At 71.5% G+C, this 21,394-nt stretch carries 22 protein-coding genes; 10 read left to right on the top strand and 12 right to left on the bottom strand.

Annotated elements, in window-relative coordinates; genetic code table 11:
* Positions 1 to 90 precede the first annotated feature (90 nt).
* From NQZ70_RS08585 to NQZ70_RS08570, 4 genes are all read right to left on the bottom strand, one after another.
* Complete coding sequence (locus NQZ70_RS08585; RefSeq protein WP_061628355.1) at positions 91 to 474, bottom strand: response regulator; 384 nt, start codon at positions 472 to 474, stop codon at positions 91 to 93.
* A 245-nt stretch (positions 475 to 719) separates the two neighbouring features.
* Positions 720 to 2,666, bottom strand: coding sequence for an ATP-binding protein (locus NQZ70_RS08580; protein ID WP_237245151.1), 1,947 nt, complete (start codon positions 2,664 to 2,666; stop codon positions 720 to 722).
* Between the two features lie 191 nt (positions 2,667 to 2,857).
* Positions 2,858 to 3,529: a hypothetical protein gene (locus NQZ70_RS08575; RefSeq protein ID WP_129573784.1), complete on the bottom strand. Its 672-nt coding sequence runs from the start codon at positions 3,527 to 3,529 to the stop codon at positions 2,858 to 2,860.
* A 14-nt stretch (positions 3,530 to 3,543) separates the two neighbouring features.
* Positions 3,544 to 4,713 (bottom strand): hypothetical protein, encoded by a 1,170-nt coding sequence (locus NQZ70_RS08570; RefSeq protein ID WP_129573783.1) that lies wholly within the window; start codon positions 4,711 to 4,713, stop codon positions 3,544 to 3,546.
* Positions 4,714 to 5,030: 317 nt separating this feature from the next.
* Here NQZ70_RS08570 and NQZ70_RS08565 point away from each other — a divergent pair, with 317 nt between their 5' ends.
* From NQZ70_RS08565 to NQZ70_RS08535, 7 genes are all read left to right on the top strand, one after another.
* Positions 5,031 to 5,348 (top strand): putative quinol monooxygenase, encoded by a 318-nt coding sequence (locus tag NQZ70_RS08565; protein ID WP_129573782.1) that lies wholly within the window; start codon positions 5,031 to 5,033, stop codon positions 5,346 to 5,348.
* 1 nt (position 5,349) lies between these two features.
* Positions 5,350 to 6,537 carry an iron-containing alcohol dehydrogenase gene (locus NQZ70_RS08560; RefSeq protein WP_129573781.1) on the top strand — a complete coding sequence of 396 codons (1,188 nt, stop codon included), beginning with the start codon at positions 5,350 to 5,352 and terminating at the stop codon, positions 6,535 to 6,537.
* A 27-nt stretch (positions 6,538 to 6,564) separates the two neighbouring features.
* Positions 6,565 to 6,768 carry a hypothetical protein gene (locus tag NQZ70_RS08555; RefSeq protein WP_129573780.1) on the top strand — a complete coding sequence of 68 codons (204 nt, stop codon included), beginning with the start codon at positions 6,565 to 6,567 and terminating at the stop codon, positions 6,766 to 6,768.
* A gap of 35 nt (positions 6,769 to 6,803) precedes the next feature.
* Positions 6,804 to 7,955 carry a class I SAM-dependent methyltransferase gene (locus tag NQZ70_RS08550; RefSeq protein ID WP_129573779.1) on the top strand — a complete coding sequence of 384 codons (1,152 nt, stop codon included), beginning with the start codon at positions 6,804 to 6,806 and terminating at the stop codon, positions 7,953 to 7,955.
* A gap of 284 nt (positions 7,956 to 8,239) precedes the next feature.
* A complete protein-coding gene (locus tag NQZ70_RS08545; RefSeq protein ID WP_129573778.1) occupies positions 8,240 to 9,406 on the top strand; it encodes an acyl-CoA dehydrogenase in 1,167 nt (388 codons plus the stop codon).
* Positions 9,407 to 9,485: 79 nt separating this feature from the next.
* On the top strand, positions 9,486 to 9,719 hold the full coding sequence (locus NQZ70_RS08540) for a DUF433 domain-containing protein (protein WP_129573777.1): 234 nt from the start codon (positions 9,486 to 9,488) through the stop codon (positions 9,717 to 9,719).
* 2 nt (positions 9,720 to 9,721) lie between these two features.
* Positions 9,722 to 10,075: a DUF5615 family PIN-like protein gene (locus NQZ70_RS08535; RefSeq protein WP_129573776.1), complete on the top strand. Its 354-nt coding sequence runs from the start codon at positions 9,722 to 9,724 to the stop codon at positions 10,073 to 10,075.
* 36 nt (positions 10,076 to 10,111) lie between these two features.
* Here the strand turns inward: NQZ70_RS08535 and NQZ70_RS08530 are convergent, their stop codons facing one another.
* The 4 genes from NQZ70_RS08530 to NQZ70_RS08515 form a co-directional block, all read right to left on the bottom strand.
* Positions 10,112 to 10,591, bottom strand: coding sequence for a DUF2383 domain-containing protein (locus NQZ70_RS08530; RefSeq protein ID WP_129573775.1), 480 nt, complete (start codon positions 10,589 to 10,591; stop codon positions 10,112 to 10,114).
* A 437-nt stretch (positions 10,592 to 11,028) separates the two neighbouring features.
* Positions 11,029 to 11,535: a hypothetical protein gene (locus NQZ70_RS08525; protein ID WP_129573774.1), complete on the bottom strand. Its 507-nt coding sequence runs from the start codon at positions 11,533 to 11,535 to the stop codon at positions 11,029 to 11,031.
* A gap of 252 nt (positions 11,536 to 11,787) precedes the next feature.
* Complete coding sequence (locus tag NQZ70_RS08520) at positions 11,788 to 13,215, bottom strand: DNA topoisomerase IB (RefSeq protein ID WP_129573773.1); 1,428 nt, start codon at positions 13,213 to 13,215, stop codon at positions 11,788 to 11,790.
* Positions 13,216 to 13,227: 12 nt separating this feature from the next.
* Positions 13,228 to 13,575 (bottom strand): polyhydroxyalkanoic acid system family protein, encoded by a 348-nt coding sequence (locus NQZ70_RS08515; RefSeq protein WP_129573772.1) that lies wholly within the window; start codon positions 13,573 to 13,575, stop codon positions 13,228 to 13,230.
* A 366-nt stretch (positions 13,576 to 13,941) separates the two neighbouring features.
* Here NQZ70_RS08515 and NQZ70_RS08510 point away from each other — a divergent pair, with 366 nt between their 5' ends.
* The gene (locus NQZ70_RS08510) at positions 13,942 to 15,810 is read left to right on the top strand and encodes a hypothetical protein (protein WP_129581226.1); all 1,869 of its coding nucleotides are present in this window, start codon (positions 13,942 to 13,944) and stop codon (positions 15,808 to 15,810) included.
* A 45-nt stretch (positions 15,811 to 15,855) separates the two neighbouring features.
* Here the strand turns inward: NQZ70_RS08510 and xylA are convergent, their stop codons facing one another.
* Both xylA and NQZ70_RS08500 read right to left on the bottom strand, forming a co-directional pair.
* Entirely contained in the window at positions 15,856 to 17,187 is a 1,332-nt protein-coding gene (xylA, locus tag NQZ70_RS08505) for a xylose isomerase (protein WP_129573771.1), read from the bottom strand.
* A gap of 506 nt (positions 17,188 to 17,693) precedes the next feature.
* A complete protein-coding gene (locus NQZ70_RS08500; protein WP_207217781.1) occupies positions 17,694 to 18,788 on the bottom strand; it encodes a hypothetical protein in 1,095 nt (364 codons plus the stop codon).
* Positions 18,789 to 19,058: 270 nt separating this feature from the next.
* On the opposite strand from NQZ70_RS08500, the gene NQZ70_RS08495 reads away from it, so the two are divergent.
* On the top strand, positions 19,059 to 19,355 hold the full coding sequence (locus NQZ70_RS08495; protein ID WP_165373851.1) for a hypothetical protein: 297 nt from the start codon (positions 19,059 to 19,061) through the stop codon (positions 19,353 to 19,355).
* Positions 19,356 to 19,397: 42 nt separating this feature from the next.
* Here NQZ70_RS08495 and NQZ70_RS08490 read toward each other — a convergent pair whose 3' ends face one another.
* Complete coding sequence (locus NQZ70_RS08490) at positions 19,398 to 20,114, bottom strand: glutathione S-transferase family protein (RefSeq protein ID WP_129573767.1); 717 nt, start codon at positions 20,112 to 20,114, stop codon at positions 19,398 to 19,400.
* A 223-nt stretch (positions 20,115 to 20,337) separates the two neighbouring features.
* On the bottom strand, positions 20,338 to 20,829 hold the full coding sequence (locus NQZ70_RS08485) for a cysteine hydrolase family protein (protein ID WP_237245150.1): 492 nt from the start codon (positions 20,827 to 20,829) through the stop codon (positions 20,338 to 20,340).
* Positions 20,830 to 21,123: 294 nt separating this feature from the next.
* Here NQZ70_RS08485 and NQZ70_RS08480 point away from each other — a divergent pair, with 294 nt between their 5' ends.
* A complete protein-coding gene (locus NQZ70_RS08480) occupies positions 21,124 to 21,390 on the top strand; it encodes a hypothetical protein (RefSeq protein ID WP_129573766.1) in 267 nt (88 codons plus the stop codon).
* Positions 21,391 to 21,394 lie beyond the last annotated feature (4 nt).

Genomic DNA, 21,394 nt, shown 5'->3' with positions numbered 1-21,394 from the left:
GCCGCATCGAGGGGCGCGCGGCGCCGAGCAAGCGAGGTGAGCGTCAGAAACGGATGCGATCCGCCGGCACGCCGGCCGGGCCCGCCCGGCTCACCGCGCCGGCGCGCCGCAGATGCGGTGGACCAGCTCGAGCAGGGGCTCGATCTGGAGCGGCTTCTTCAGGAGCCCCGCGGCGCAGAGCCGCGACGCCTCCTGCTCGGCCCTCACGTCGGCGGACACGATGACCACCGGGACCGACGAGAGCGCAGGATCGCGCTGGAGCTCGGCGCGGAGCTGCCATCCATCCATGATCGGCATCATCAGATCGAGCAGGATCAGCGCGGGTGGCCCGTCCTTGCGCAGCAGCGCGAGCGCCTCGGCGCCGTCCGCGGCCTCCTCGACCTCATAGCCCTCGAACGCGAGGAGCTGCGACAGGATGCTCCTGATGTCCAGATCGTCCTCGACGACCAGGATGCGGCCCGTTTTCTCGATCATCCTCGAACCTCACCACCGGACCGCGCCGCGCGGCGCGCTCCCCTCCCGCTGCTCCGCCGGGCAGCCCAGCTGCGGCCCTGACCGATCGAGCGTTCATGGGGCCCGTGAGGCACCTTGAGCGCGCGCAACCGCCGCCGCAAGCGGCCAGCTCCACGAAGCGGCGCGCAGCCCGCACGAGCGCGCCCGGCGCGCGGCCCGCCCCCCCTGTCCGTCGGCGCCTCTCCGTCGAGGACGGCGCGCCACGCCTACTGCGCGGCCTCCTCGGGGACCTCGTCGGCGCCGCCCGGCGCGCCGTCGCGATCCTCGCCGGCGCCCGCGCGCCACGCGGGCAGGAGCACGCGGAAGCACGCGCCCTTGCCGACCTCGCTCTCCACCGCGATCTCGCCCCGGAAGCTCGTCACGATGCCGTGGCAGATCGCGAGGCCGAGCCCCGTCCCCTCCCCGATCGGCTTCGTCGTGAAGAACGGGTCGAAGATGCGGCTCCGGTGCTCGGGCGCGATCCCCGGCCCGGTGTCGCGCACCTCGATGCGCACGCGGCCGGGCGGCGCGGGCGCGGCGGTGATCCGGATCTCGTTCTCCGCCTCCTTCCCGTCCGGCAGCGCCTGGGCGGCGTTCACGAGCAGGTTCAGGATGACCTGGCCGAGCTGCGCCTCGTTCGCGTGGACGGGCGGCACCGCGCCGAGCTCCACGACGAGCCGCGCCTTGCTCCGGATCTGCTGCTGCGCCATCCGCAGCACGAGCTGGATCACGCGATCGACCTCGACCGGGCCGAGCTCGCCGTCGTCGGCGCGCGAGAACGTCTTCAGGCCGCTCACGATGTGCCGGACGCGCGCGCCGCCCTCCGCGGCCTCGTCGAGCGCCGACAGGAGCGCGTCGATGCGCGCGGCGGCGCCCTTCTGGCGGAGCTCCTTGCGCGCGAAATCCACGTTCGCGACCATGTACGCGAGGGGGTTGTTGATTTCGTGCGCCACCCCGGCCGCGAGCGTGCCGAGCGATGCCATGCGATCGGCGAGCAGGAGCCGCGCCTCCAGCTGCCGGCGCTCGGTGACGTCGGACACGGCCCCGAGCATCCGGTACGCCCTGCCGCACGCGTCGCGCATGACGATGCCCCGGTCGTGGACGTCGGCGTAGCTGCCGTCCGCGAGCACGCACCGGTACCAGAGCTCGAACGTGCTCTCGCTCCCCTCCATCGCGCGCCTGAGCCCGTTCATCACGCGGTCGCGATCGTCGGGGTGGACGCGCTCGAACCACCACACCGCGTCCTCCTCGATGTCGCCGCCGCCCGTGCCGTAGAAGCTCCGCATGCGCTCGCTCCCGGTGACGCGCCCCGACGAGAGGTCCCAGTCCCAGAAGGCGTCGCTCGTGGCGCGCACGACGAGCCGCATGCGCTCCTCGCTCGCGCGGAGCGCGTCCTCGGCGGCCCGGCGCGCCGTCATGTCGACGATGAAGCAGACGCCGCGATCGCGGGACCCCTCGACCAGCGCGGGGGCGATGAGCACGGGCAGGCGCCGCCCGTCGCGGGCGAGGAACTCCTTCTCGAACGGCGGGCAGATCCCGTGCTTCAGGACCTCCGAGAGAGCGCGCTGGTCCTGGTCGCGGAGCTCGGGCGGCGTGATCGCCACCCAGTTCAGGCGGCCCGCCTCGACGTCCTCGCGCGCATAGCCGATCATGCCGAGGAACGCGTCGTTCGCGTCGAGGATGCCCCCCGCCGCGTCCCACACGAACAGGCCGATCACCTCCGTGGACGCGTCGCGGAAGGAGCGCGCGGCGCGCTCGAGCAGCGCGCGCTCCGCCGGCGCACGGTCGGCCACGTGCGCCGAGGGCCGCCGCGTCCACCACACCGCCGCGTCGAGCTGGATCGCGATCGACGGCTCGCTCGCCTCCGCCACGACCGTCGCGCCCGCCTCGAGCAGCGCCGTGGCCGCGCCGGCGCTCCCGGTGACGGCGACCACGGCCACGCGATCGCCGCCCGGCGCCGCGCGCAGCCTCCGGCAGAGCGCGAGCGCCTCGCGGGGCGGCCCCTCCGCCCCGATCACGGCCACGTCGAACGGCTGGGTCGCCAGCAGATCCAGGCCCGCCTCGATGTCCCGGGCCAGGGCCGCGACGTAGCCGCGGGCCGCCGCGAGCGCCTGCGCCGCGCCCGCGGAGCCGCCTGGGAAGATCAAGATCCTGGGCTGCTGTGCTCCCGCCACCCGCGCAACATCCCGCGCGCGGCGCGCAGACGCAATACCGGCGCAGCGCGCTCCTGCTCTCCTCTATGCCCCCCTCCTCCCTTTCCTCCCCCCTCCTTCCTTTCCTCCCCCCTCCTCCTCCTGCTCCCCCACCGCCGCGGCTTCCCCTCCCCTACCTCGCTCTCCTCCGCCGCCTCACGCCTCTGCCTGCGTCACCCGACGCCGGTCTTCCGGTCGTCGAACCATTGCCAGGCGTTGGCGAACCCCGCGCGCTGCGACGACTTCTTGTAGCAGAGGAAATAGAGCCTCCCGTCCTGAACACCGCACTCCGTGCGGTCTTTCCAGCAGGCGAGGAGATCCGGGTCCACGGCCGGATTGCTCGCGAACGTCGCCCCCTCCTCGAGATCGGGCATGTCGCCGGGGCAGCCCACCGGGCCGGAGGCCATCGGGACGCCCACCGTGTTCGACTCGATGCCCGTGTTGAAGATCGCCTCGGCCACCCGGCGCGCGGCGGCGGCGCGGTCCTTGCCGCAGAGAGCGAGGATATCGAGGCTCGCGCGGTCGACCTGGACGAGCACGAAATTGCGCCCCTCGGTGACGGTGAGCCCGAGCCCGCCCGCGGCGTACTCGTGACGGAGCAGATCGGGCGTGTCGTCCGTGGCGGCGTGGATCGCGTGGCGCGCCCCCACCGCCTCGTTGTGAGGGTTGAGGTCGCTCCTGAAGATGGAGTCGCACCAGTAGAGCGAGTCGGCGCGCGCCTGGGCCGGCACGTCGTCGAACCGCGCGACCTGCGTGAAGCCGCCCGGCGGCACGCGCGCCACGGCCGAGAGCCACGCCGCGACCTTCGCGTCCACCTCCTGCGTGAGACATTCCTGCGCGTTCATCGAAGACCTCCGGATTATCGGTATCTCGCCACGATCTTCTCGACGCGGAACCCCTCGTTCGGCGCCGAGCTGAACCAGATGAGCCCCCAGAAGACGCCCAGGATCGGCTCCACGCGGTCGAACACCCCGGCGCCGCCCGCGTAGTACCGCGTCACGCCGCCGTGCGCGAACTCGAGAACCGCCTCGTACCGGTTGAGCCCAGGGCTGAACGTCCCGTCGGGGAGGCGCGTATGGGAGGCGGGGTACGTCCCCCCCTCCTCGACCGGGCCGTCGATGAGCGCCGCGCGCCACACGCGGCCCCCCACGACCTGCGTCGTGTCGAGCCCCGCCCACGGCCGCTCCTCCAGATCGGCCGACAGCGTCTTGCGCCCGCCGCCCACGTTGGGATCGCCCCAGACCACGAGGATCCGGGTCCGCCCGGGAATCCCGAGCTGGCGCAGCATGCCGCGGAGGAGGCGGACGATCGCCTGACACTCGCCGGTCTCCTCCACATAATCGGTCATCGCCCAGGCCCCGCCCTGGTCGTTCAGGTACGTCGGGTGGTGGTACTCCCGGGGCACCCTGGGGCTCGGCACGAGCGTGTACGTCGGGAATCGGGCCATGATCGACGCGACGATCTCGTGAGGATCGAGGGTGTTGAGCGGCGCGACCCAGGAGACCGACCTGTCCATCCGCTTCAGGGTCACCCCGTCTTCCTGCCAGACATCCTGCTTGTCGGTCAGGGGTCTGCCCATCGTGACATAAACGACGTTCGAGGTCCGGCCGGGCGACAGCGTGGCTCCTCCGCCGGCCGACCAGCTCACGTTGAGGTTGAGCTTCTGGATCCTCCGCTCGATCTTCCGCGCGGACGTGAGCTCGACGGGCGCGCCGAAGGCGGCGGGGCCGCCGCTCTCGAAGGTGAGCCCCGCCGGCCCGACGCCGCGGATCTCGGCCGGCGCCGCGGGCGCGCCGCCGCTCGACGAGAGCCCGAGCCGGATGACGACGCTCCGGCCCATCGAGATCGACACCGGGACGGACCGCTCCGGCGTCCACTCGGGCTGGGGGCACGGCTCCCCGGCGTTCCTCCAGCCGGTCCCTCCCGCGCAGCCCTTCAGGAGACCGTGATCGGAGACGAACTCGATGGAGTCCAGCGCGATCGAGCGCGCAGCGTCGGGCTGCGGGCTCTCCGTGGTCGGATCCGCCATATCGACCTTCCTCGCTCGCGGCGCAGATGGACTCGACACCTGCCGGGCCACCCGCCGATTCACGGGGATCGTAACGCCGCAGCCGGCCGGGCCAAGTCGGGAGTGGACGCAGGGGGCGAAGGCGCTCTGCCGACAGGTGCGCGACGCCTGGCGGCGCGCGCGGGCGACAGCCGCGCGACGCCGGGCGGCGTCACCTGGCCGCGCGGGCCGCGCGGGCGCCGGGCGGCCCGCGCGGCCAGGTGACGCCGAGAGGCCCCGCGCGCCCGCGCGTCACGAGCCGGGTTCCTGCGGCAGCGCGACCGAGCTAGATTGCGCGCATGCAGAGCAGCCTGTTCATCGTGCATGTCGATGTGCATGTCAAACCCGAGCACGTAGGCGCCTTCCGCCAGGCGACGCTCGACAACGCGCGCGAGAGCGTCAAGGAGCCGGGGATCGCCCGGTTCGACGTCGTCCAGGACATCGAGGATCCCGCGCGCTTCGTGCTCGTCGAGGTCTACAGGACCAAGGAGGCGCCGGCCGCGCACAAGGAAACGGAGCATTACAAGCGGTGGCGGGACACCGTCGCCGACATGATGGCCGAGCCGCGGACCAGCCGGAAATACGTCAATGTCTTCCCGGACGACGCGGGGTATTGACATGGCGCCTCCGCCTTCCGGGCCTTCCGAGCTCGCCTTCGAGTTCGCCACCGCCACGCGCATCGTCTTCGGCGCGGGCAAGCTCTCCGAGGTGCCCGCGGCCGTGCGGGGCCTCGGCGGGACGCGGGCGCTCGTCGTCACCGGGCAGCGCCCGGGCCGGGCCGCGCCGCTCCTCGCCGCGCTCGCCGAGGCGAAGATCGCCGCCGTGACCTTCGCCGTCGCGGGCGAGCCCACCGTGGAGATCGCGCGCGAGGGCACGGCGAGGGCCGCGGCCGAGCGGTGCGACGTCGTCGTGGCCCTGGGCGGCGGCAGCGCGGTCGACGCCGGCAAGGCGATCGCCGCGCTCCTCGCGAACGGCGGCGACCCGCTCGACTACCTGGAGGTCATCGGCCAGGGGAAGGCGCTCTCCCGGCCGGCCGCGCCGTTCGTGGCGATCCCCACGACCGCGGGCACCGGCTCGGAGGTGACGCGCAACGCGGTGCTCGCGTCGCGCGAGGCCGGCGTGAAGGCGAGCCTGCGCAGCCCGCTCATGCTGCCGCGCCTCGCCGTGATCGACCCCGACCTGCTCGCGGGCGCGCCGCCCGAGGTGCTCGCCTCGAGCGGGCTCGACGCGCTCTCGCAGCTCATCGAGCCGCTCTTGTCGATCCGCAGCAACCCGCTCACCGACGGCCTCGCGCGCGAGGGCATCCGCCGCTCGGCGCGCTCGCTCCGCCGCGCGGTGCTCGAGGGCGCGGACGCGCCGGCGCGGGACGACCTCGCCGTGGCCAGCCTGCTCGGCGGCCTCTGCCTGGCGAACGCCGGCCTCGGGGCGGTCCACGGCTTCGCCGCGCCGGTGGGGGGCACGTTCGACGCGCCGCACGGCGCGGTGTGCGCCGCGCTCCTGCCGGCCGTCCTCGAGGTGAACCTGCGGGCGCTGCGCGGCCGCGCCCCGGCGCACCCGGCGCTGCCGCGCTTCGACGAGATCGCCGCGCTCGTCACCGGGCGGGCCGGGGCCGCCCCCGAGGAGGGGATCGCCTGGGTCCGCGAGCTCTGCCGCGACCTCGCGATCCCGGGCCTGCGGCGCTACGGCGTGAGCGAGGCGGACCTCCCGGCGCTGGTCCAGAAGGCCCGGGCGGCGAGCAGCATGAAGGCGAACCCGCTCCCCCTCACCGACGAAGAGCTGACCGACATCGCCGCGGCGTCCTTGTGACGTCGGGGACGGTGGTATCATCCCCGGGTGGCAAGCCCCTACCGCACGCGACCGTCCTCTCCGTCTGCCCGGCGGACCGATGAGCGGCGGCTCGGCGTCGCGACGCTCGCCTTCGGCCTGGCCTGCGGCGTGATGGGGATCTCGCTCGCCGACGAGGGCCGGGCGGAGTGCGCGCTGCTCACGGGCCTCGGCGGCTTCGCCCTGCTCCTCCAGCGCGCGGGCGCTCGCTAGCCTCGCCCTCCCCAATCCCCGACGACCGGAGCTCGATGAAGAACGATCCCGCCCCGAATCCCGCCCTCGACGCCATGCTCGCCGCCCAGCGCATCGCGTTCGCGCCCGTCATGTTCCAGGTGGCGCGGGTCATGAGAAACCGCGGCGTGCTCAGGGCGCTGCAGCGCGCCGGCAAGGCCGGCCGGACGCCGGCGGAGGTGGCCCAGGACACCGGCCTCTCCGCCTATGCGGCCAAGACCTTGCTGGAGGCGAGCCTGAGCTTCGGCCTGGTGGAGCTCGCCGGCGGCAACGGAGAGCGGCGAGAGGGGCGAGGCGGGCGAGAGGGGCGAGGGGGGCGCGAAGGTGAAGAGCGTTACGCGATCACGCGGGTCGGGCTCATCGTCGAGAACGATCGGATGACCCGTATCAACATGGATTTCATCCATGACGTTTGCTACGAGGGCATGCGCTTTCTCGACGAGGCCATCGAGGGCGGCAAGCCGGCGGGCCTGAAGGTCTTCGGCGATTGGCCGACGGTTTACGAGGCGCTCCCGGAGCTCCCGCCGAAGGTGAGGGAGAGCTGGTTCGCCTTCGATCACCTCTACTCCGACTCGGCGTTCCCGAAGGCGCTGCCCATCGTGTTCGAGCGGCGGCCGAAGACGCTCCTCGACATCGGCGGCAACACCGGCCGGTGGGCGATCCAGTGCTGTACGCACGACCCCGACGTGCGGGTCACGATCCTGGACCTTCCGGGCCAGCTCGAGGACGCGCGCGTCAACGTGGAGCAGCACGGCCTGCTCGGCCGCGTCATGGGCACGCCCATCGACTTCCTCGATCACGGACAGGCGTTCCCGACGGGGTTCGACGCCATCTGGATGAGCCAGTTCCTCGTGTGCTTCTCCGAGGCGGACATCACCCAGATCCTCCGGCGGGCGCGCGCCGCCATGGGGAAGGAGACGGAGCTCTGGATCCTCGACACGTTCTGGGATCGCCAGGAAAATGAGGTGGCGGTCCACTGCCTGCACGGCTCTTCCCTGTATTTCACGTGCCTCGCGAACGGGAACAGCCGCATGTACAGCGCCGCCGACATCAAGCGCTGCATCGAGGAGGCCGGGCTCATCGTCGACGCGGAGATCGACCACCTCGGCCTCGCCCACACGCTGCTCCGGTGCCGCCGGCGCGACGTGCCCGCCGACAAGCGCGCGTGAGCGCGTGAGCCCTGAGGCGCGGCGCGGCCGCGACGGAGCGCGCGCGGCGCCCGGGACCGGGGAGAGCGCGTAGCAGCCTGGACGATCGGGCCTCCCGGCCCTCTGGGGGAGGCGCGGGAGGCGCGGGAGGCGCGCGAGGAGCGATACGACGGATGAGCCGGCCCGCGGCGGAGGGCGCGGCGGGCGCGAACGAACGGCTTTCGCCTGCGGTCCTCGCGGTGCATAGTGGGACGCCGCGGTCGCCTCCGCCGCGCCGCGCCATGGACCCACAAGGAGAAACCGTCGTGTCCCATCCTCCGCTCACCCAGCTCTCCGACGAGGAGCGCCTCTTCCGCGACTCGGTGCTTGATTTCGCCCGCAAGCGCGTCGCGCCGCGCGCGGCGGCGATGGACGAGCAGGGCGCGCTCGACCGCGATCTGCTCCCTCCGATGTTCGATCTCGGCCTCATGGGCATCGAGATCCCGGAGTCGTACGGGGGCTCCGGCGCGAGCTTCTTCAACGCGATCCTGGCGGTCGAGGCGCTCGCCGTGGTCGACCCGAGCGTCAGCGTGCTCATCGACGTGCAGAACACGCTCGTGGCCAATGCGCTCCTCCGCTGGGGCAGCGACGCGCAGAAGGAGAGGTATCTCCCGCGGCTGAGCCGGGAGTGGGTCGGCTCGTACGCGCTGAGCGAGGCGGGCTCCGGCTCGGACGCGTTCGCGCTCGCGGCCCGGGCCGAGCGCAAGGGCGACCGCTGGGTGCTGAACGGCCGCAAGCTGTGGATCACGAACGCGAACGAGAGCTCGCTGTTCCTGGTGTTCGCCAGCGTCGACCCGTCGAAGGGGTACAAGGGCATCACGGCCTTCGTGATCGAGCGGACGTCCCCTGGGTTCTCGGTGGGCAAGAAGGAGAACAAGCTGGGTATCCGCGCCTCCAGCACCTGCGAGCTCGTCCTCGAGGACTGCGAGGTGCCGGAGGGCAACGTGCTCGGCGAGGTCGGCAAGGGCTACAAGATCGCGATCGAGACCTTGAACGAGGGTCGGATCGGCATCGGCGCGCAGATGCTCGGCCTGGCCGCCGGGGCGTTCGAGCACGCGATGCGCTACATGGGCGAGCGGAAGCAGTTCGGCCAGTCGATCGCGAGCTTCCAGGGCGTGCAGTTCCAGTATGCGCGCGTGGCCATGGAGATCGAGGCCGCGCGCCTCCTCGTCTACAACGCCGCGCGGCTCAAGGACGCTGGCCAGCCGTTCGTGAAGGAGGCCGCGATGGCCAAGCTGTTCGCGTCCGAGGTGGCCGAGCGGACAGCGTCGCTGTGCATCGAGTTCATGGGCGGCGTGGGCTTCACCAAGGATTACCCGGTCGAGAAGCTCTACCGCGACGCGAAGATCGGGAAGATCTACGAGGGGACGTCGAACATGCAGCTGTCGACGATCGCGAAGCTGCTCCAGGCGGAGTACGACGTGAAGGGCTGAGCGGGGTGTTCTCCCTTCCGGCTCGCGCAACGCTGCGAGGGCCGGGAGGGAAACAGGCGTTGAAACAAAGGAGGCTACCATGGGCTGGCATGAGCGCATCGTGACGGATCCGGCCGTCTGCCACGGCAAGGCGTGCATTCGCGGGACGAGGATCATGGTGTCCGTCGTGCTGGACAACCTGGCCGCGGGTCTTTCGCCGGATGAGATCGTCAGCAGCTACCCCTCGCTTAATCCTGACGATGTGCGCGCGGCCGTCGCGTATGCGGCGGAGCTGGCGAGGGAGCGCATCCTCGACCTCCCAGCAGCATCGTGACGATGAGGCTGAAGATCGACGAGAACCTCCCGGAAGAGGTCGCCGAGCTGATGCGCCAGGCGGGGCATGACGCGTCGACGGTGCTAGCGCAGGGGCTCGGCGGACATCCCGATCCGGATATCGCCGCAGTGTGCGCTGCGGAGGGAAGAGCGCTTCTGACCCTGGATGTCGACTTTGCCAATGTACGCCGGTACGCCCCTTCGAGCTACCGGGGGCTGATCGTGATGCGCTTGGCCCGCCAAGACAAACTGTATGTGCTCTCGATCGTGCGACGTCTGCTCGCGCTGCTAGAGCGCGAGCAGGTCGACGGCCGCCTGTGGATCGTCGAAGAAGAGCGCGTACGCGTTCGCGAGTAGCTGCCCCGCCAGAACAATCCGCAGCGCCCGGCCGCGTCACGGCAGCTGGCGCTTGAGGTCGGCCAGCGTTCGGAGCGTCGACACCTGCTGCGGCAGGATCACGTCGCGCACCAGGACGTGCGACTCCGAGTCGAGCTCCTCGATGTCGTTCCGGTAGTCCTTCAGGCCGTGATCCTCGCCCTCCGCCAGCACCGAGAGCGCCGTCTTGTGGCCGAGCGCCACCGCGGTCCGCTCGACCACCTTGGCGAACGCGCCCCATGGCCCGGAGCTCGACGGCGGGTCGCCCCCGAGCTCCTCGATCCGCCGGCGCAGCATCTGCACCCGCGCCTCGTGCGACGCCAGGTTGAGCCGGAGCTGCTGCACCTCCCAGCCCTCGCGCGCGGCGGCGATCGCCTGACGGTAGGTCTCCACCGCGGACATCTCGCCCCGACAGAACGATTTGAGCTGCTCGATCGAATCGTCATCGATCAGGCCGTCCAGGCCCACGCTCTCCTCTGCGAATGCGACCGGTTCCATGGGTACTCTCCTGAGGTTGCTGGTGAACGCCGATTCGTCTCCTCCCTACCTCCCGAGCAGCAGCCGGCGCGACCTACGTCCGCGCGAGAACCGTGAGCGAGACCGCCGATGTTCGACCTCGCCGCAGAGAGCGTGCGGCCATCGTTGCGTCAGGGGTAATCCACGTCTCAGACCGGGGCGGCCTCGGTTGAGCTCTCTGGATTCTATTCAAACCCCGTTCCACCCGTACTGATTCCCGCTCGTGCGATAGCGAGCTCATCGCAGCGGCGAGGCGTTCAGGCGGCGGAGATGACGAGGAGAGAGATCGAGCCGCCAAGGCGCCAGGGACGCCAAGAGAGAAGCGAGAGGTGCACCCTGGGCTCTCCTGGCGTCCTTGGCGCCCTGGCGGCGCTCGGTCGGGGGTTGTACCGAGGCGGCCGGCGCGGACGAGCGCGGCGTCAGAGGGTCGCGAAGACGCGCGCGCCCTTGCTGGTGCCGCACGACTCCCCGGCGCCGACGCCGCCCAGGATCGCCTGCACGGCCGCCGCGTCCGCGTCGTCGCGCGCGAGCACCCCGATGAGCATCGCCCCCTCCTTGAGGCGCCGCTCGACCTCCGGCGCGCGCTGCTCCGGGACGCCGGCGTCGACGAGCACGCTGCTCAGGCTGGCGGTCGCGCCGGCCGAGCTCGCGTCGTCGAGCTTCACCGCGATGGGGCCGGCCACCGCGAGCCGCAGCCCCGGCACCACGAGCCCCGCGCCCGCCGCGGCGAGGATCGAGCTGAGCGCATTACCGTGCACGGCCGCGCCCTGCACGCGCGAACGCGAGAAGTGCTGGCGGCGGGCGGCCTCGCTCACGATGACGCAGATGTCCCTGCGCGAGTGCCCGTGGTCGAGGATCCGCCGGATGGCGTCCTCGGCCTCCACACGTGTCCGCACCATCTCGGTGATCAACCTCTGGCTCGCCATGTATATCTCCTTGGCTGAGGGTCCTCGTCGTTCGCTTCTCCTTCGCAGAACACGAAACGTACCGGGCGCGTCCATCGCGGATGTCTGCGTAGCTGCTCACAAAGCGACGGCAGAATGCCCCGCGCCCGGGGCACAATGCCACGGCGAGATGGCCACGCTGTGACGGAGGGACACGGCGCTCTCGTCGGCTGCCCGCGGCGGCGCGGCGCCGGGCGCAGAGAGCGCGGGAGCTAGCGTTGCACCAGGGACGGGTCAGGCCGCGGCGCGCCGCTGCCCGCTCGAGCGCTTCACGCTCTTCGGGTGCGTCACGCTCTTCGGACGCGTTGCGCGGTCCGGTCGCGCCGCGCTCTTCGGGCGCTTCACGCTCTTCGGACGCGTTGCGCTCTCGCCCGTCCGCCGCGCCTTGACCGCGCGCACGCTCTCGCGCAGCTGGGTGGCGAGCGGCACCGCGTCGCGCTCGCTGAACCCGCGGACGATCCGGAGCATCGTGGCCTCCTCGGGCCGGAGCGCCGCGATCGCCTCGTCCATGACCGCCTCTTCCGCCTCGATCAAGGTCTGCAAGGCGCCCTCGGTGTAGGCGCGGATCACGGCGGGGTGGACATAACAACGCTGGCAGACCGCGCGCGTGTTGCCGAGGCGGGCGGACACCATGTCGATCACCTGCGCCACGCACTTCTTCATCTGGCGGGCCGAGGTGGCGACCTCCATCTCGCAGAAGAACGACGCGCACAGCACCGTGCCGGTCCAGGTGCGGAAGTCCTTCGCCGTGAACTCCTGCCCCGCGAGGGAGCGCAGGTACTCGTTCACGTCGTCCGAGTGGACGCGCTGCCGCTGGCCATCGCCGTCGATGTACTGGAACAGCTCGTGGCCGGGCACGTCCTGGCAGCGCTTCACGATGCGCGCGAGCCGCCGGTCCCGCACCGTCAGCTCGTGCTCCTTGCCGCTCTTGCCCCGGAAGTGGAAGCGTATGAGATCGCCCTTGATCTCGACGTGCTCGTCGTGGAGCGTGGTCAGACCGTACGAGTTGTTGTCGCGCGCATACTCGTCGTTCCCGATGCGGATCGACGTCTCGTCGAGCAGGCGCACCACGGTCGCCAGCACCTTCTCGCGCGGGAGCCCCGGCAGCGCGAGATCGCGCTCCACCGCCGCGCGGATCGCCGGGAGCGCCGAGCCGAACGCGAGCATGCGGTCGTACTTCGTCTCGTCGCGGACCTCGCGCCAGCGCGGGTGATACCGGTACTGCTTCCGGCCGCGCGCGTCCCGGCCGGTGGCCTGGATGTGCCCGCGCTCGCTCTGGCAGATCCACACCCCGGTCCACGCGGGCGGGATCGCGAGGCGCCGGATCCGCTGGAGGGTCGCCTCGTCCTTGATGGGGCGACCCTCGGGGTCGAGGAACGTGAAGCCCTTGCCCGCCTTCCGGCGGGAGATGCCCGGCTCGCCGTCGTTCACGTACCGGAGCCCGGCCGATTTCGCGGACTCGACCGGCGACGGGGTGAGCGGCGCGGCCGCCGCGAGCTCGCCCGCCGCGCGCGCGAGCTCGACCGTCTCGACGGTCTCGATCGACAGGCTGACGCGGCGCCGCCGGACGACGGCGCCGCTCGGGGCGGAGCGCCGCGCGCGGCCCGGCGTGCTCCGCGGGCGGCGCCCGGATCGGGGGATCGTGGTGCTGGCGCTCGGCATGGCGGGGCTAGCTCAGACGGCTTCCCCCAGGGCCGCGCCGTGAGCGCGCCGCGACCGCTCGCGGTGCGCCTCGTCGATGTACCGCCGCACCTCCGCGTCGATCGCGGCGATCGCCATCCGCTTGAACATGCGCAGCGGCAGCGGCACGTCGATGTCGAGATCGACGGTCCTGGGCCCGAGCTCGAGCCGCCCCGCGACCTGGAACCCCTTGAAGCACAGGCCGAGATCCGCGCGCCGCTCGTCGCTCCAGAGCATGGAGGGCGCGTACTCCGCGTACCGCTCGCGATACCGCTCCATCGCCCTCAGGACGGCGTTCTTGGCTTCTTCATCGTTCAGGTCGTGATGGACCGTGTGCTTCATGATGACCTCGGGGTTGGCTGGAGCTCGGCTCCAGCGGGGCTGACGTGCGACAGGCTCGGCAGCGCAGCGGTCGCCAGGGTCGGCGTCGGCAATCGGGGTTAGCAATCAGGGTGCCCGCCGGGTCCGGCGGGGGGCGACGGCCTCGAACAGAGCATTTCTCGGGAAATTCGGGCAAGATCGCGCACTTTCGCGCGCCGCGCGTGGCGACCTCCGCCACACACGGGGCAGATCGCTACGGCGAGCCCAGCGCCCGCCGGCCGCGCAGCGGGCCAGCTCGGCGGCACGGCGCGTGCGTTCCGCCCGTTCATGCCGGGAGCTTTGGCCGTGACGTCTTCGCGTGGGCTCGGAGGGTGGCTCGGGCCGCGCATGAGCAAGGCGCTGAAGGTGATATCGATCCTGCCGATCGCGCTCTGGGTCGGCTACGTCGTCATCGGCAACGTCATGCTGAGCACGAAGCTCGTGGCGAGGCTCGTCAGCTACAACCCGACCGACGCCACGCTGTTCTACGGCTCGGCCTGGAGCCTCTGGCCGGGCGTCGTGCACGTGAAGGAATTACGGCTCAGCGGGTCCGACAGCCTGCTGGAGTGGGCGGTGCTGCTCGACGAGGTGGAGGCGGACATCCACCTGACCGATCTTTTCCGGAAGAAGTTCCATGCGGAGGACATCCGCGCCGAGGGCTTCACGTTCCGCATGCGGCTGCTCGTGGATCCGACGAGCGAGCGCGATCTCGAGGCGCCGCACATCAAGGCGCTCCCCCCCATCCCGGAGTTCACGAACCCTCCGCTCAAGCCGGAGCTGCCGCCGAAGCACGATCTCGAGAGCTCGGACGAGGGCTACAATCTTTGGACCGTGCACCTGGAGCGCGTGGACACGACGCTCAAGGAGGTCTGGATCCAGCAGGTCCGGTACGCCGGCGGCGGCCGCGTGCGCGGGGGGTTCTACTACAAGCCGCTCCGCTCGGTCCGCGTCGGGCCGGTCGCGCTGGAGCTCCGTTCGGGCGAGGTCCACCTGGCCGACCGCGTCGTCGCGCGGGTCGACGCCGACCTCGACGTCACGATGAACACGTTCGATCCGCGGGACATCGAGGGGCTCGACATCTTCGACACCACCTGGGCGCGCGTGCGCCTCGACGCCCAGCTGCCCGGGCTCGATTTCATCTACTTCTTCACCGGCGAGGACGGAGGGCCGCGGATCGAGGACGGGAGCGGAGGGCTCCGGGCGAACCTCGTCGTGAACCGGGGCAACGTCGAGCCGGGCAGCTCCCTCTCATACGGCACGAGCCACCTCGCGGCCTCCGCCGGGTCGCTCCGGGCGGCCGTCGCCGCGGACGTGGATCTCCGCGTCGACGAGCGCGGGCAGGCGCGCCTCGCGGTGGCGGTGCCCCGGGCGACGCTCGAGCGCCCTGGCAAGGGGCTGCCGCCCATCGTGGTGGAGCGGGCGAGCGCCGCCTTCGACGCGCCGGAGCTCCACCTCATGCGGCTCCCGCCGGGGTTCTCGTCGAAGGTGGAGGTCGTCGCCGCGGCGATCCCGGACCTGCGCTGGCTCAACCCGGACGACGCCGGGCCGGACGCGCCGCGGTTCACGGGCGGCGCCGCGTTCGTGCGGAGCAGCCTCGAGGTCGACCCGCTGGGCCGGGGGACGGGGGCGCTGAGCCTCCTGCTCAAGCAAGGGGCGCTCGCGTGGAAGGAAACGCGGGTGAAGGGCGACGTCAAGGCGCGCCTCTCGCTCGACGCGGCGAACCTCCTCGGCCCGACGGCCAGGCTCGGGAAGAGCCGCATCGAGATCGAGGACCTCGCGATCGAGCACGAGGGCGAGGCGTTGCCCGGCTGGTGGGCGCGCATCGACGTCGACGACGCGAAGGTGGGGCGTGGCCTGATGGAGGCGGCGATCCGGCTCGAGTGCAAGGACGCGCGGCCCGCGGTGGCGCTGCTCGACGCCGAGGACGCCATCCCCGGGTGGGCCGCGGGGCTGCTCACCATGGAGGGGCTCAAGGCCTCGGCGACGGTGAGGCGCAAGGAGAGCGACGTCGATTTCAGGCTGCTGGAGGCGCAGGGCGGCAACCTCGCCATCCGCGGGCGGCTCACCAAGTCGGACGGGCAGGAGCCGCTCGGCGCGTTCCTCGTGAAGAGCGGCCTGCTCTCGGTGGGGATCGACCTGGAGCGGGACGGGGCCGGCGTTCACCCGCTCGTGGGGGACGACTGGGTGAACGAGAAGATGGCCGCGCTGGGCCGGTGAGCTCGCGGCGGCGCCGCGCGGCCGTCGTCCCCTCGATCGCTCGGCTCAGCGGATGTAGCGATTGACGATGTTCTCGTACAGCTCTTGCTGACCGCTCGTGAGCTTGACCTCGCCGCCGGCGTTGCCGATCTCGGCCAGCTGCTCCAGCGTGAGCTTCCCCTGCTCGAACTCCGCGCCCTTGCCGTTGTCGAACGACGCGTAACGGGTCTTGCGCATCGACTCGAGCGGCGACTTGCGGATCAGGTCGTCGGCGATGATGAGCGCGCGGGCGAACACGTCCATGCCGCCGATGTGGCCGTGGAAGGTGTCGATCAGATCCGTCGAGTTGCGGCGGCGCTTGGCGTCGAAGTTCACGCCGCCGCCCTGGAACCCACCGCTGCGGAGCAGGATGAGCATCATCTCCACGGTCTCGTTGATGTTGTAGGGGAACTGGTCGGTGTCCCACGCGTTCTGGTAGTCGCCGCGGTTCGCGTCGATGCTGCCGAGCATGCCGGCGTCCGCGGCCACCTGCATCTCGTGCTCCATGGTGTGGCCGGCGAGCGTCGCGTGGTTCGTCTCCAGGTTGAGCTTGAAGTCCTTGTCGAGGCCGTGCTGGCGCAGGAACCCGATCACGGTCTCGGCGTCGAAGTCGTACTGGTGCTTGGAGGGCTCCATGGGCTTCGGCTCGATGAAGAAGGTGCCCTTGAAGCCGCGCGAGCGCGCGTAGTCGCGCGCCATGGTCAGGAAGCGGGCGAAGTGCTCCTTCTCGCGCCTCATGTCCGTGTTCAGCAGGCTCATGTAACCTTCGCGGCCGCCCCAGAACACGTAGTTCTCGCCGTTCAGCGCGATGGTGGCGTCGAGGGCGTCCTTGAGCTGGGCGCCGGCGTAGGCCACCACGGCGAAATCCGGGTTCGTGGAGGCGCCGTTCATGTAACGCGGGTTGGAGAACAGGTTCGCCGTGCCCCACAAGAGCTTGATCCCCGACTGCGCTTGCTTCTGCTTGGCGTACTCGACGACGCTCTGGAGGCGCCGCGACGTCTCGGCGCGGCTGTCGCCCTCCTCCACGAGGTCGATGTCATGAAAGCAGTAGTGCGTCACGCCGAGCTTGGTGATGAACTCGAAGCTCGCGTCCATCTTCATGCGAGCGCGGCTCAGCGCGTCCTTGCCCTCGTCCCAGGGGAAGTTGATCGTCCCCGGACCGAACGGGTCGTGCCCACGACCACAGAACGTGTGCCAGTAACACACCGCAAACTTGAAGTGATCCTTCATCGCCTTGCCGGCGACGACGCGATTGGCGTCGTACCACTTGAAGGCAAGGGGGTTGTCGGACTCGGGCCCCTCGTAGGGGATCTTGCCGACGCCAGGGAAGTACTCTTTGTCTCCAATCACAACGGTCATAACCGGATCTCCAGCTCGTGGTTTGCGTGTGCCTACGTTCAGAGGGCGCTCTCGGCGACGGGGGCCGCGAGGTGAGCCCAAGGGCTCTGGCCTCGGGGCCAGGGTGGAGTCAGGTTCGCCACGTCCAGGTTGGGCCTTCCAAGCACGCTGGGGTAGTTGTGGCTCCGACTCTCCTCACGTCAGGTGAACCGCCGACGCGCGTCAATTGCACGCGTAGTGAAATTTGTCGGCTAGCAATAACATGGTGACGGGTCGGTGGCTAGGGTCGGCGCCGGCGCCTCTGCCGCTGACCAAAGGTAGCTGAGCCGGAGGCCGCCCGCAGCCATCCCGCGAAACGATTCCGATGGCGCTGTAGCGCCGCACACCTCCAGGGCGAGCGGCCGGCCGTGCCGCCCCCCGCTCGCCGCAGGAACGACGCGGGCGGCCCCCGATGGAGCGCAGTGTCAAGACGGATGCACCTCGACGCCGGGCCGGCGCGAGGCGGAGACCTGGAGATGGAGGCGGGGTCAGCGGTCGACGCGGTAAACCGCTTCGCGCCCTACGACGACGACGTGGCCCTCGTCGACCGCGAGCCCATCGGCGAGGAAGAAGCCGGACGCTGTCCTTCGAGCGCCCGTGCCGTCCGTCTTCACCTGCCACAGCTCGACGCAGCCAAAGCCTTGAAGCCAGTAGACCGTATCACCGCTCACGGCGATGGCGGAGGGCGCGGGGTCCGCGTTCGGGACCCTCTCGATGTCGTGGAGGACGTCGATGGCGGCTGCGCCGTCGCGCCACCGGTTGACGGTGTGGAGGCTTGTGTCGGTCCAGAAGACGCTCTCGCCGGCCGCCGCCATCGGCCCGCCGAAGAACACCTCCGCGAGCGGCTCACGGGTGCCGCCTTCGCGCGGCACCCGCTCGAGCTGCTCCGTCTGGAAGTCGAGCCAGTACAGCGCGCCGTCGTGGCTGATCATGCCGAGCGGGTGGCCGCTCGGCACCAGCACCTCGGGGGCGCTGCCGCCGGCCAGAGCGACCTTCCAGATCGCCTGCGGGTCGCCCTGATCGTAGTAGGCGTTCGTGGCGTCGAGCGCGAGCATGGCAGGAGGGAGGATGTCCTCCGCGAGCACGGTCGAGGCGCTCAGGCTCGTCACCGGCGCGGCGAGCAGGCGCACATTGCGTTGCGAGCTCAGCTCTTCGGTCCAGACGAGGGTGTCGCCGACGATGGCGTGCCGTCCGCTGGGCAGGTCCCCGAGCGTCTCCGCGGCGCCGCCGGCGACCGGCACGCGCAGGAGCTGGTAGTCCGCGCTGAAGTACACGTACCCTCCCGAGAGAGCGCTCCCTTCGATGGATTCCACGGCATCGTCCGTGCGAAACAGCGCCACAGCGCCGCCAGGGCCGACCTCGCCGGGCTGGAGGTCGAGGATCTCGCACTCCCATCGCCCGCCTCCGCCCTGCGCGCCGGCGCCGCCGCCCCCGTCCGCGCTCCCGCCCTCCCCTTGCGCGCCTCCGGCGCCCGCGTCCCCGCCCGTTCCGCCCGGCGGATCCCCCCCATCGGACCCGCAACCCAAGAGCGCCAGCGCCACCATCACGGCGCCGGCAGCCGCCGCCGCGGTCTGCATCGACACGACCATGTTCACCTCACCTGCCGTGGTCTACGGCCATCGCCTCAGGACACTTCCTCGAACCGGCGAATACACACAGCGTACCAGCCACCCAGCCCGGCGCGCGTGACCGGGCCGTCATCGATTGCGCATGGCAAGGAAAGGACCAGCGCCTCGGCACAGTGCCGGCTGGCGCATCATGTGCTGCTCATGTGCTGCCGACGACGAACCGCGCCATCGAACCAGCTTGCCTCTCCTTGTCTCCCTCGTGACGTTCCTCGTCACCCTGGTCGCGTGCAACTCGAGATCACGGACGGCGGCGGCTCCGGCGGCAGTGGCACAGGTGGCACCGGCGGCACCCGCGGCACCGGTGGCACCGGTGGCACCGGCGGCTCCGGCGGAAGCGGCTCCGGCGGCACCGGCGCCGGCGGCGGTGACCCAGGTGGCGCCGGCGGCGGACCAGCCTGTGAGGCGCACGAGCCCAGGGTCTTCGCGTGCACCGACATCGACCTCCCGGAACGGGCGGACCCGAGCGGCTGCAACCTCGGCCTCGCGGTCGAGTACATCGTCAGCGCCGCGCCCGCGCCCTGAGCGCCCGCCCCGCGCTCGGGGCACGGGCGAGCCGTGCGCGCGTCAGCTCCCGGAGATCCCCGGAGCGGCGAGCGCCCGCGCCTTTGCGAACAGATCGGGGCGCGCCAGGTCGTGGGACCAGCCCTCCGGGTACGAGGCGACCGCCGAGGGGCGGCCCCGCACCCGGCGCTCGTAGGCGTCGAGCGCGGGATGGCCGGCGAGCGACAGCCCGCGCCGCTGCATGTGGGCGAGCACGGGGTAGAACGCGCAGTCGGCGAGCGTGAAGGCGTCCGACGCGATGAACCGTGTCCTCTGGGCTCGCGCCTCCCACAGCGCGAGCTCGCGCTCCTCGCCCGCCAGCGCGCCCACGATGGCCGCTCGCCGGTCCGGCGACAGGGCGTCCGGGCCGGCCTCGAAGAGGCTCTCCAGCGGGTCGTAGACGCACGCGGTGGCCTCGGACTCCTGCGCCCGGGCGAGCGCGCGGGCGAGCGCGCCGGGCTCGGCGGGCGGCGGGAGGAGCGGCGGGTCGGGATACCGCATCTCCAGGTACGTGAGGATCGCCAGCGACTCGTTCATGACGGTGCCGTCGGGCTCGACGAGCACCGGGGCCTGGCCGCGCGGATTGAGGGCCAGGAACTCCGCGGCGCGCGTCTCGCGGGGCTCGCGCATCACGCGCAGCCGGCGGGGCTCGAAGGCGAGGCCCTTCTCGCGCACGGCGAGGAGCACGCGCCAGCTCGAGATCGAGCCGTTCACGAAATACACCGCCCGCTGCGCGCTCATCGGTCGCCTCCGGCTCCTGCAGCGTGCGAAAATTGAGCGCCTCGAAGCCCGCGCGGTACGCGGCGGCGTCGAAGGCGGCGTCGATGTTCTCGGCGCGGAAGAGCTGGAGCATCCGCTCTGCCTCGGCGCGCTCCGCGGCCTCCCGCTCCGGCCCGGGGAGCGCGGACCGGGCCCGGGCGCGCGCCTCGGCCTCGGCGCGATCCGCGGCGGGCGCGCCGACGCCCTAGACAGCGCCGGTCGCCGGATCGTGAAACGTGCCGATATGCCGGAAGGTGAGCGAGATCCGCGACGCCCGGTCCTCGCCCTCCGCGTCGCCCTCCTGCCGGATGAGATCGGTGTCGCGGAAGGCCGAATACCAGCGCTTCTCGACGTGCCACTCCGCGGCCCCGGCCGGGCGCTCGGCGCGCACCGGGGCGAGCGCCGGGAACAGCTCGGCGCCCCACGTGCCGCAGGCGCAGCACGCGCTGCCGGTGTGCGTCTGCCCGCGGAGCGCGTCCGGGGCCGCGTCGATCTCGCCGTAGGCCGAGGTCACCCACACCACGGCGCGCCCCTGCGCGCGCGCGGCGCGCACCAGCCAGGCCACGCTCTGGGCGAGCTGATGCGGATCGCAGTGCCGCTTCGAGAACGCGCCCCCCTCCGCGAGAACGTCGTTCTGCATGTCGATGACGAGCAGCGCCGTGCGCGCCGGGTCGTTGGGGTGTGGTCGCTCTCTCACGTCCTTGACCTCCTGGTATCACCTCGCCGGTCGGCCGACCAAGCGCTCCGGAGCGCGGCGCGCTGCGAGGCGGCCGCGTCGGCGCGCGGAGGCTCGGTGAAGCGACCGGAGCTCTTCTGGAGGGCAGCTCGCGTCGGCGCGTGCAGCCTCATCAGGGTGCGATTCTAGAAAAAGCGCCCCCGCCGGACTACCGGTTCGGCTACACCCACGAAGGATCCCGATCGAAGCCCCGCGCCTGGCCGCGCGGCCCCCGCGCGGCGCGTCTTTGGCTCACCACCTTGAGGAGGTCTGAACATGGCTCACGTACTGGCAAGGCTCACCGGCGCCACGCTCGAGGACGTCAAGCAGCAGCTGGCGGCCGACGCGGCCAGCCACGCCGAACAGGGGATGCACCTGGAGCACATCTGGACGAACGACGACGATCCCGGCGACATCCTGTTCCTCCTCCGGGTCGACGACCTGAGCCACTGCAAGCAGCTCATCAGCAGAGTCCACGCCGAGATCCATCGGGAGGACCCGAGCGCCAAGCTACCTCACATGACGTTCCTGAAGGAGGCGTGAGCGG

The sequence above is a fragment of the Sorangium sp. So ce836 genome, assembly GCF_028553905.1.
GTDB classification, from domain to species: Bacteria; Myxococcota_A; Polyangia; order Polyangiales; family Polyangiaceae; genus Sorangium; species Sorangium cellulosum_D.
This window is presented reverse-complemented; position numbering and strand designations above follow the sequence as displayed.

Excerpts from the sequence above, each read along its gene's own strand:
- NQZ70_RS08535 (WP_129573776.1), top strand. The coding sequence starts at position 9,722 with ATGAGGCTGAAGATCGACGAGAACCTCCCGGAAGAGGTCGCCGAGCTG.
- NQZ70_RS08490 (WP_129573767.1), bottom strand. The coding sequence starts at position 20,114 with ATGAGCGCGCAGCGGGCGGTGTATTTCGTGAACGGCTCGATCTCGAGC.
- NQZ70_RS08560 (WP_129573781.1), top strand. The coding sequence starts at position 5,350 with ATGGCGCCTCCGCCTTCCGGGCCTTCCGAGCTCGCCTTCGAGTTCGCC.
- NQZ70_RS08540 (WP_129573777.1), top strand. The coding sequence starts at position 9,486 with ATGGGCTGGCATGAGCGCATCGTGACGGATCCGGCCGTCTGCCACGGC.
- xylA (WP_129573771.1), bottom strand. The coding sequence starts at position 17,187 with ATGACCGTTGTGATTGGAGACAAAGAGTACTTCCCTGGCGTCGGCAAG.
- NQZ70_RS08565 (WP_129573782.1), top strand. The coding sequence starts at position 5,031 with ATGCAGAGCAGCCTGTTCATCGTGCATGTCGATGTGCATGTCAAACCC.
- NQZ70_RS08480 (WP_129573766.1), top strand. The coding sequence starts at position 21,124 with ATGGCTCACGTACTGGCAAGGCTCACCGGCGCCACGCTCGAGGACGTC.
- NQZ70_RS08530 (WP_129573775.1), bottom strand. The coding sequence starts at position 10,591 with ATGGAACCGGTCGCATTCGCAGAGGAGAGCGTGGGCCTGGACGGCCTG.
- NQZ70_RS08575 (WP_129573784.1), bottom strand. The coding sequence starts at position 3,529 with ATGAACGCGCAGGAATGTCTCACGCAGGAGGTGGACGCGAAGGTCGCG.
- NQZ70_RS08570 (WP_129573783.1), bottom strand. The coding sequence starts at position 4,713 with ATGGCGGATCCGACCACGGAGAGCCCGCAGCCCGACGCTGCGCGCTCG.
- NQZ70_RS08585 (WP_061628355.1), bottom strand. The coding sequence starts at position 474 with ATGATCGAGAAAACGGGCCGCATCCTGGTCGTCGAGGACGATCTGGAC.
- NQZ70_RS08550 (WP_129573779.1), top strand. The coding sequence starts at position 6,804 with ATGAAGAACGATCCCGCCCCGAATCCCGCCCTCGACGCCATGCTCGCC.
- NQZ70_RS08525 (WP_129573774.1), bottom strand. The coding sequence starts at position 11,535 with ATGGCGAGCCAGAGGTTGATCACCGAGATGGTGCGGACACGTGTGGAG.
- NQZ70_RS08515 (WP_129573772.1), bottom strand. The coding sequence starts at position 13,575 with ATGAAGCACACGGTCCATCACGACCTGAACGATGAAGAAGCCAAGAAC.
- NQZ70_RS08520 (WP_129573773.1), bottom strand. The coding sequence starts at position 13,215 with ATGCCGAGCGCCAGCACCACGATCCCCCGATCCGGGCGCCGCCCGCGG.
- NQZ70_RS08510 (WP_129581226.1), top strand. The coding sequence starts at position 13,942 with ATGAGCAAGGCGCTGAAGGTGATATCGATCCTGCCGATCGCGCTCTGG.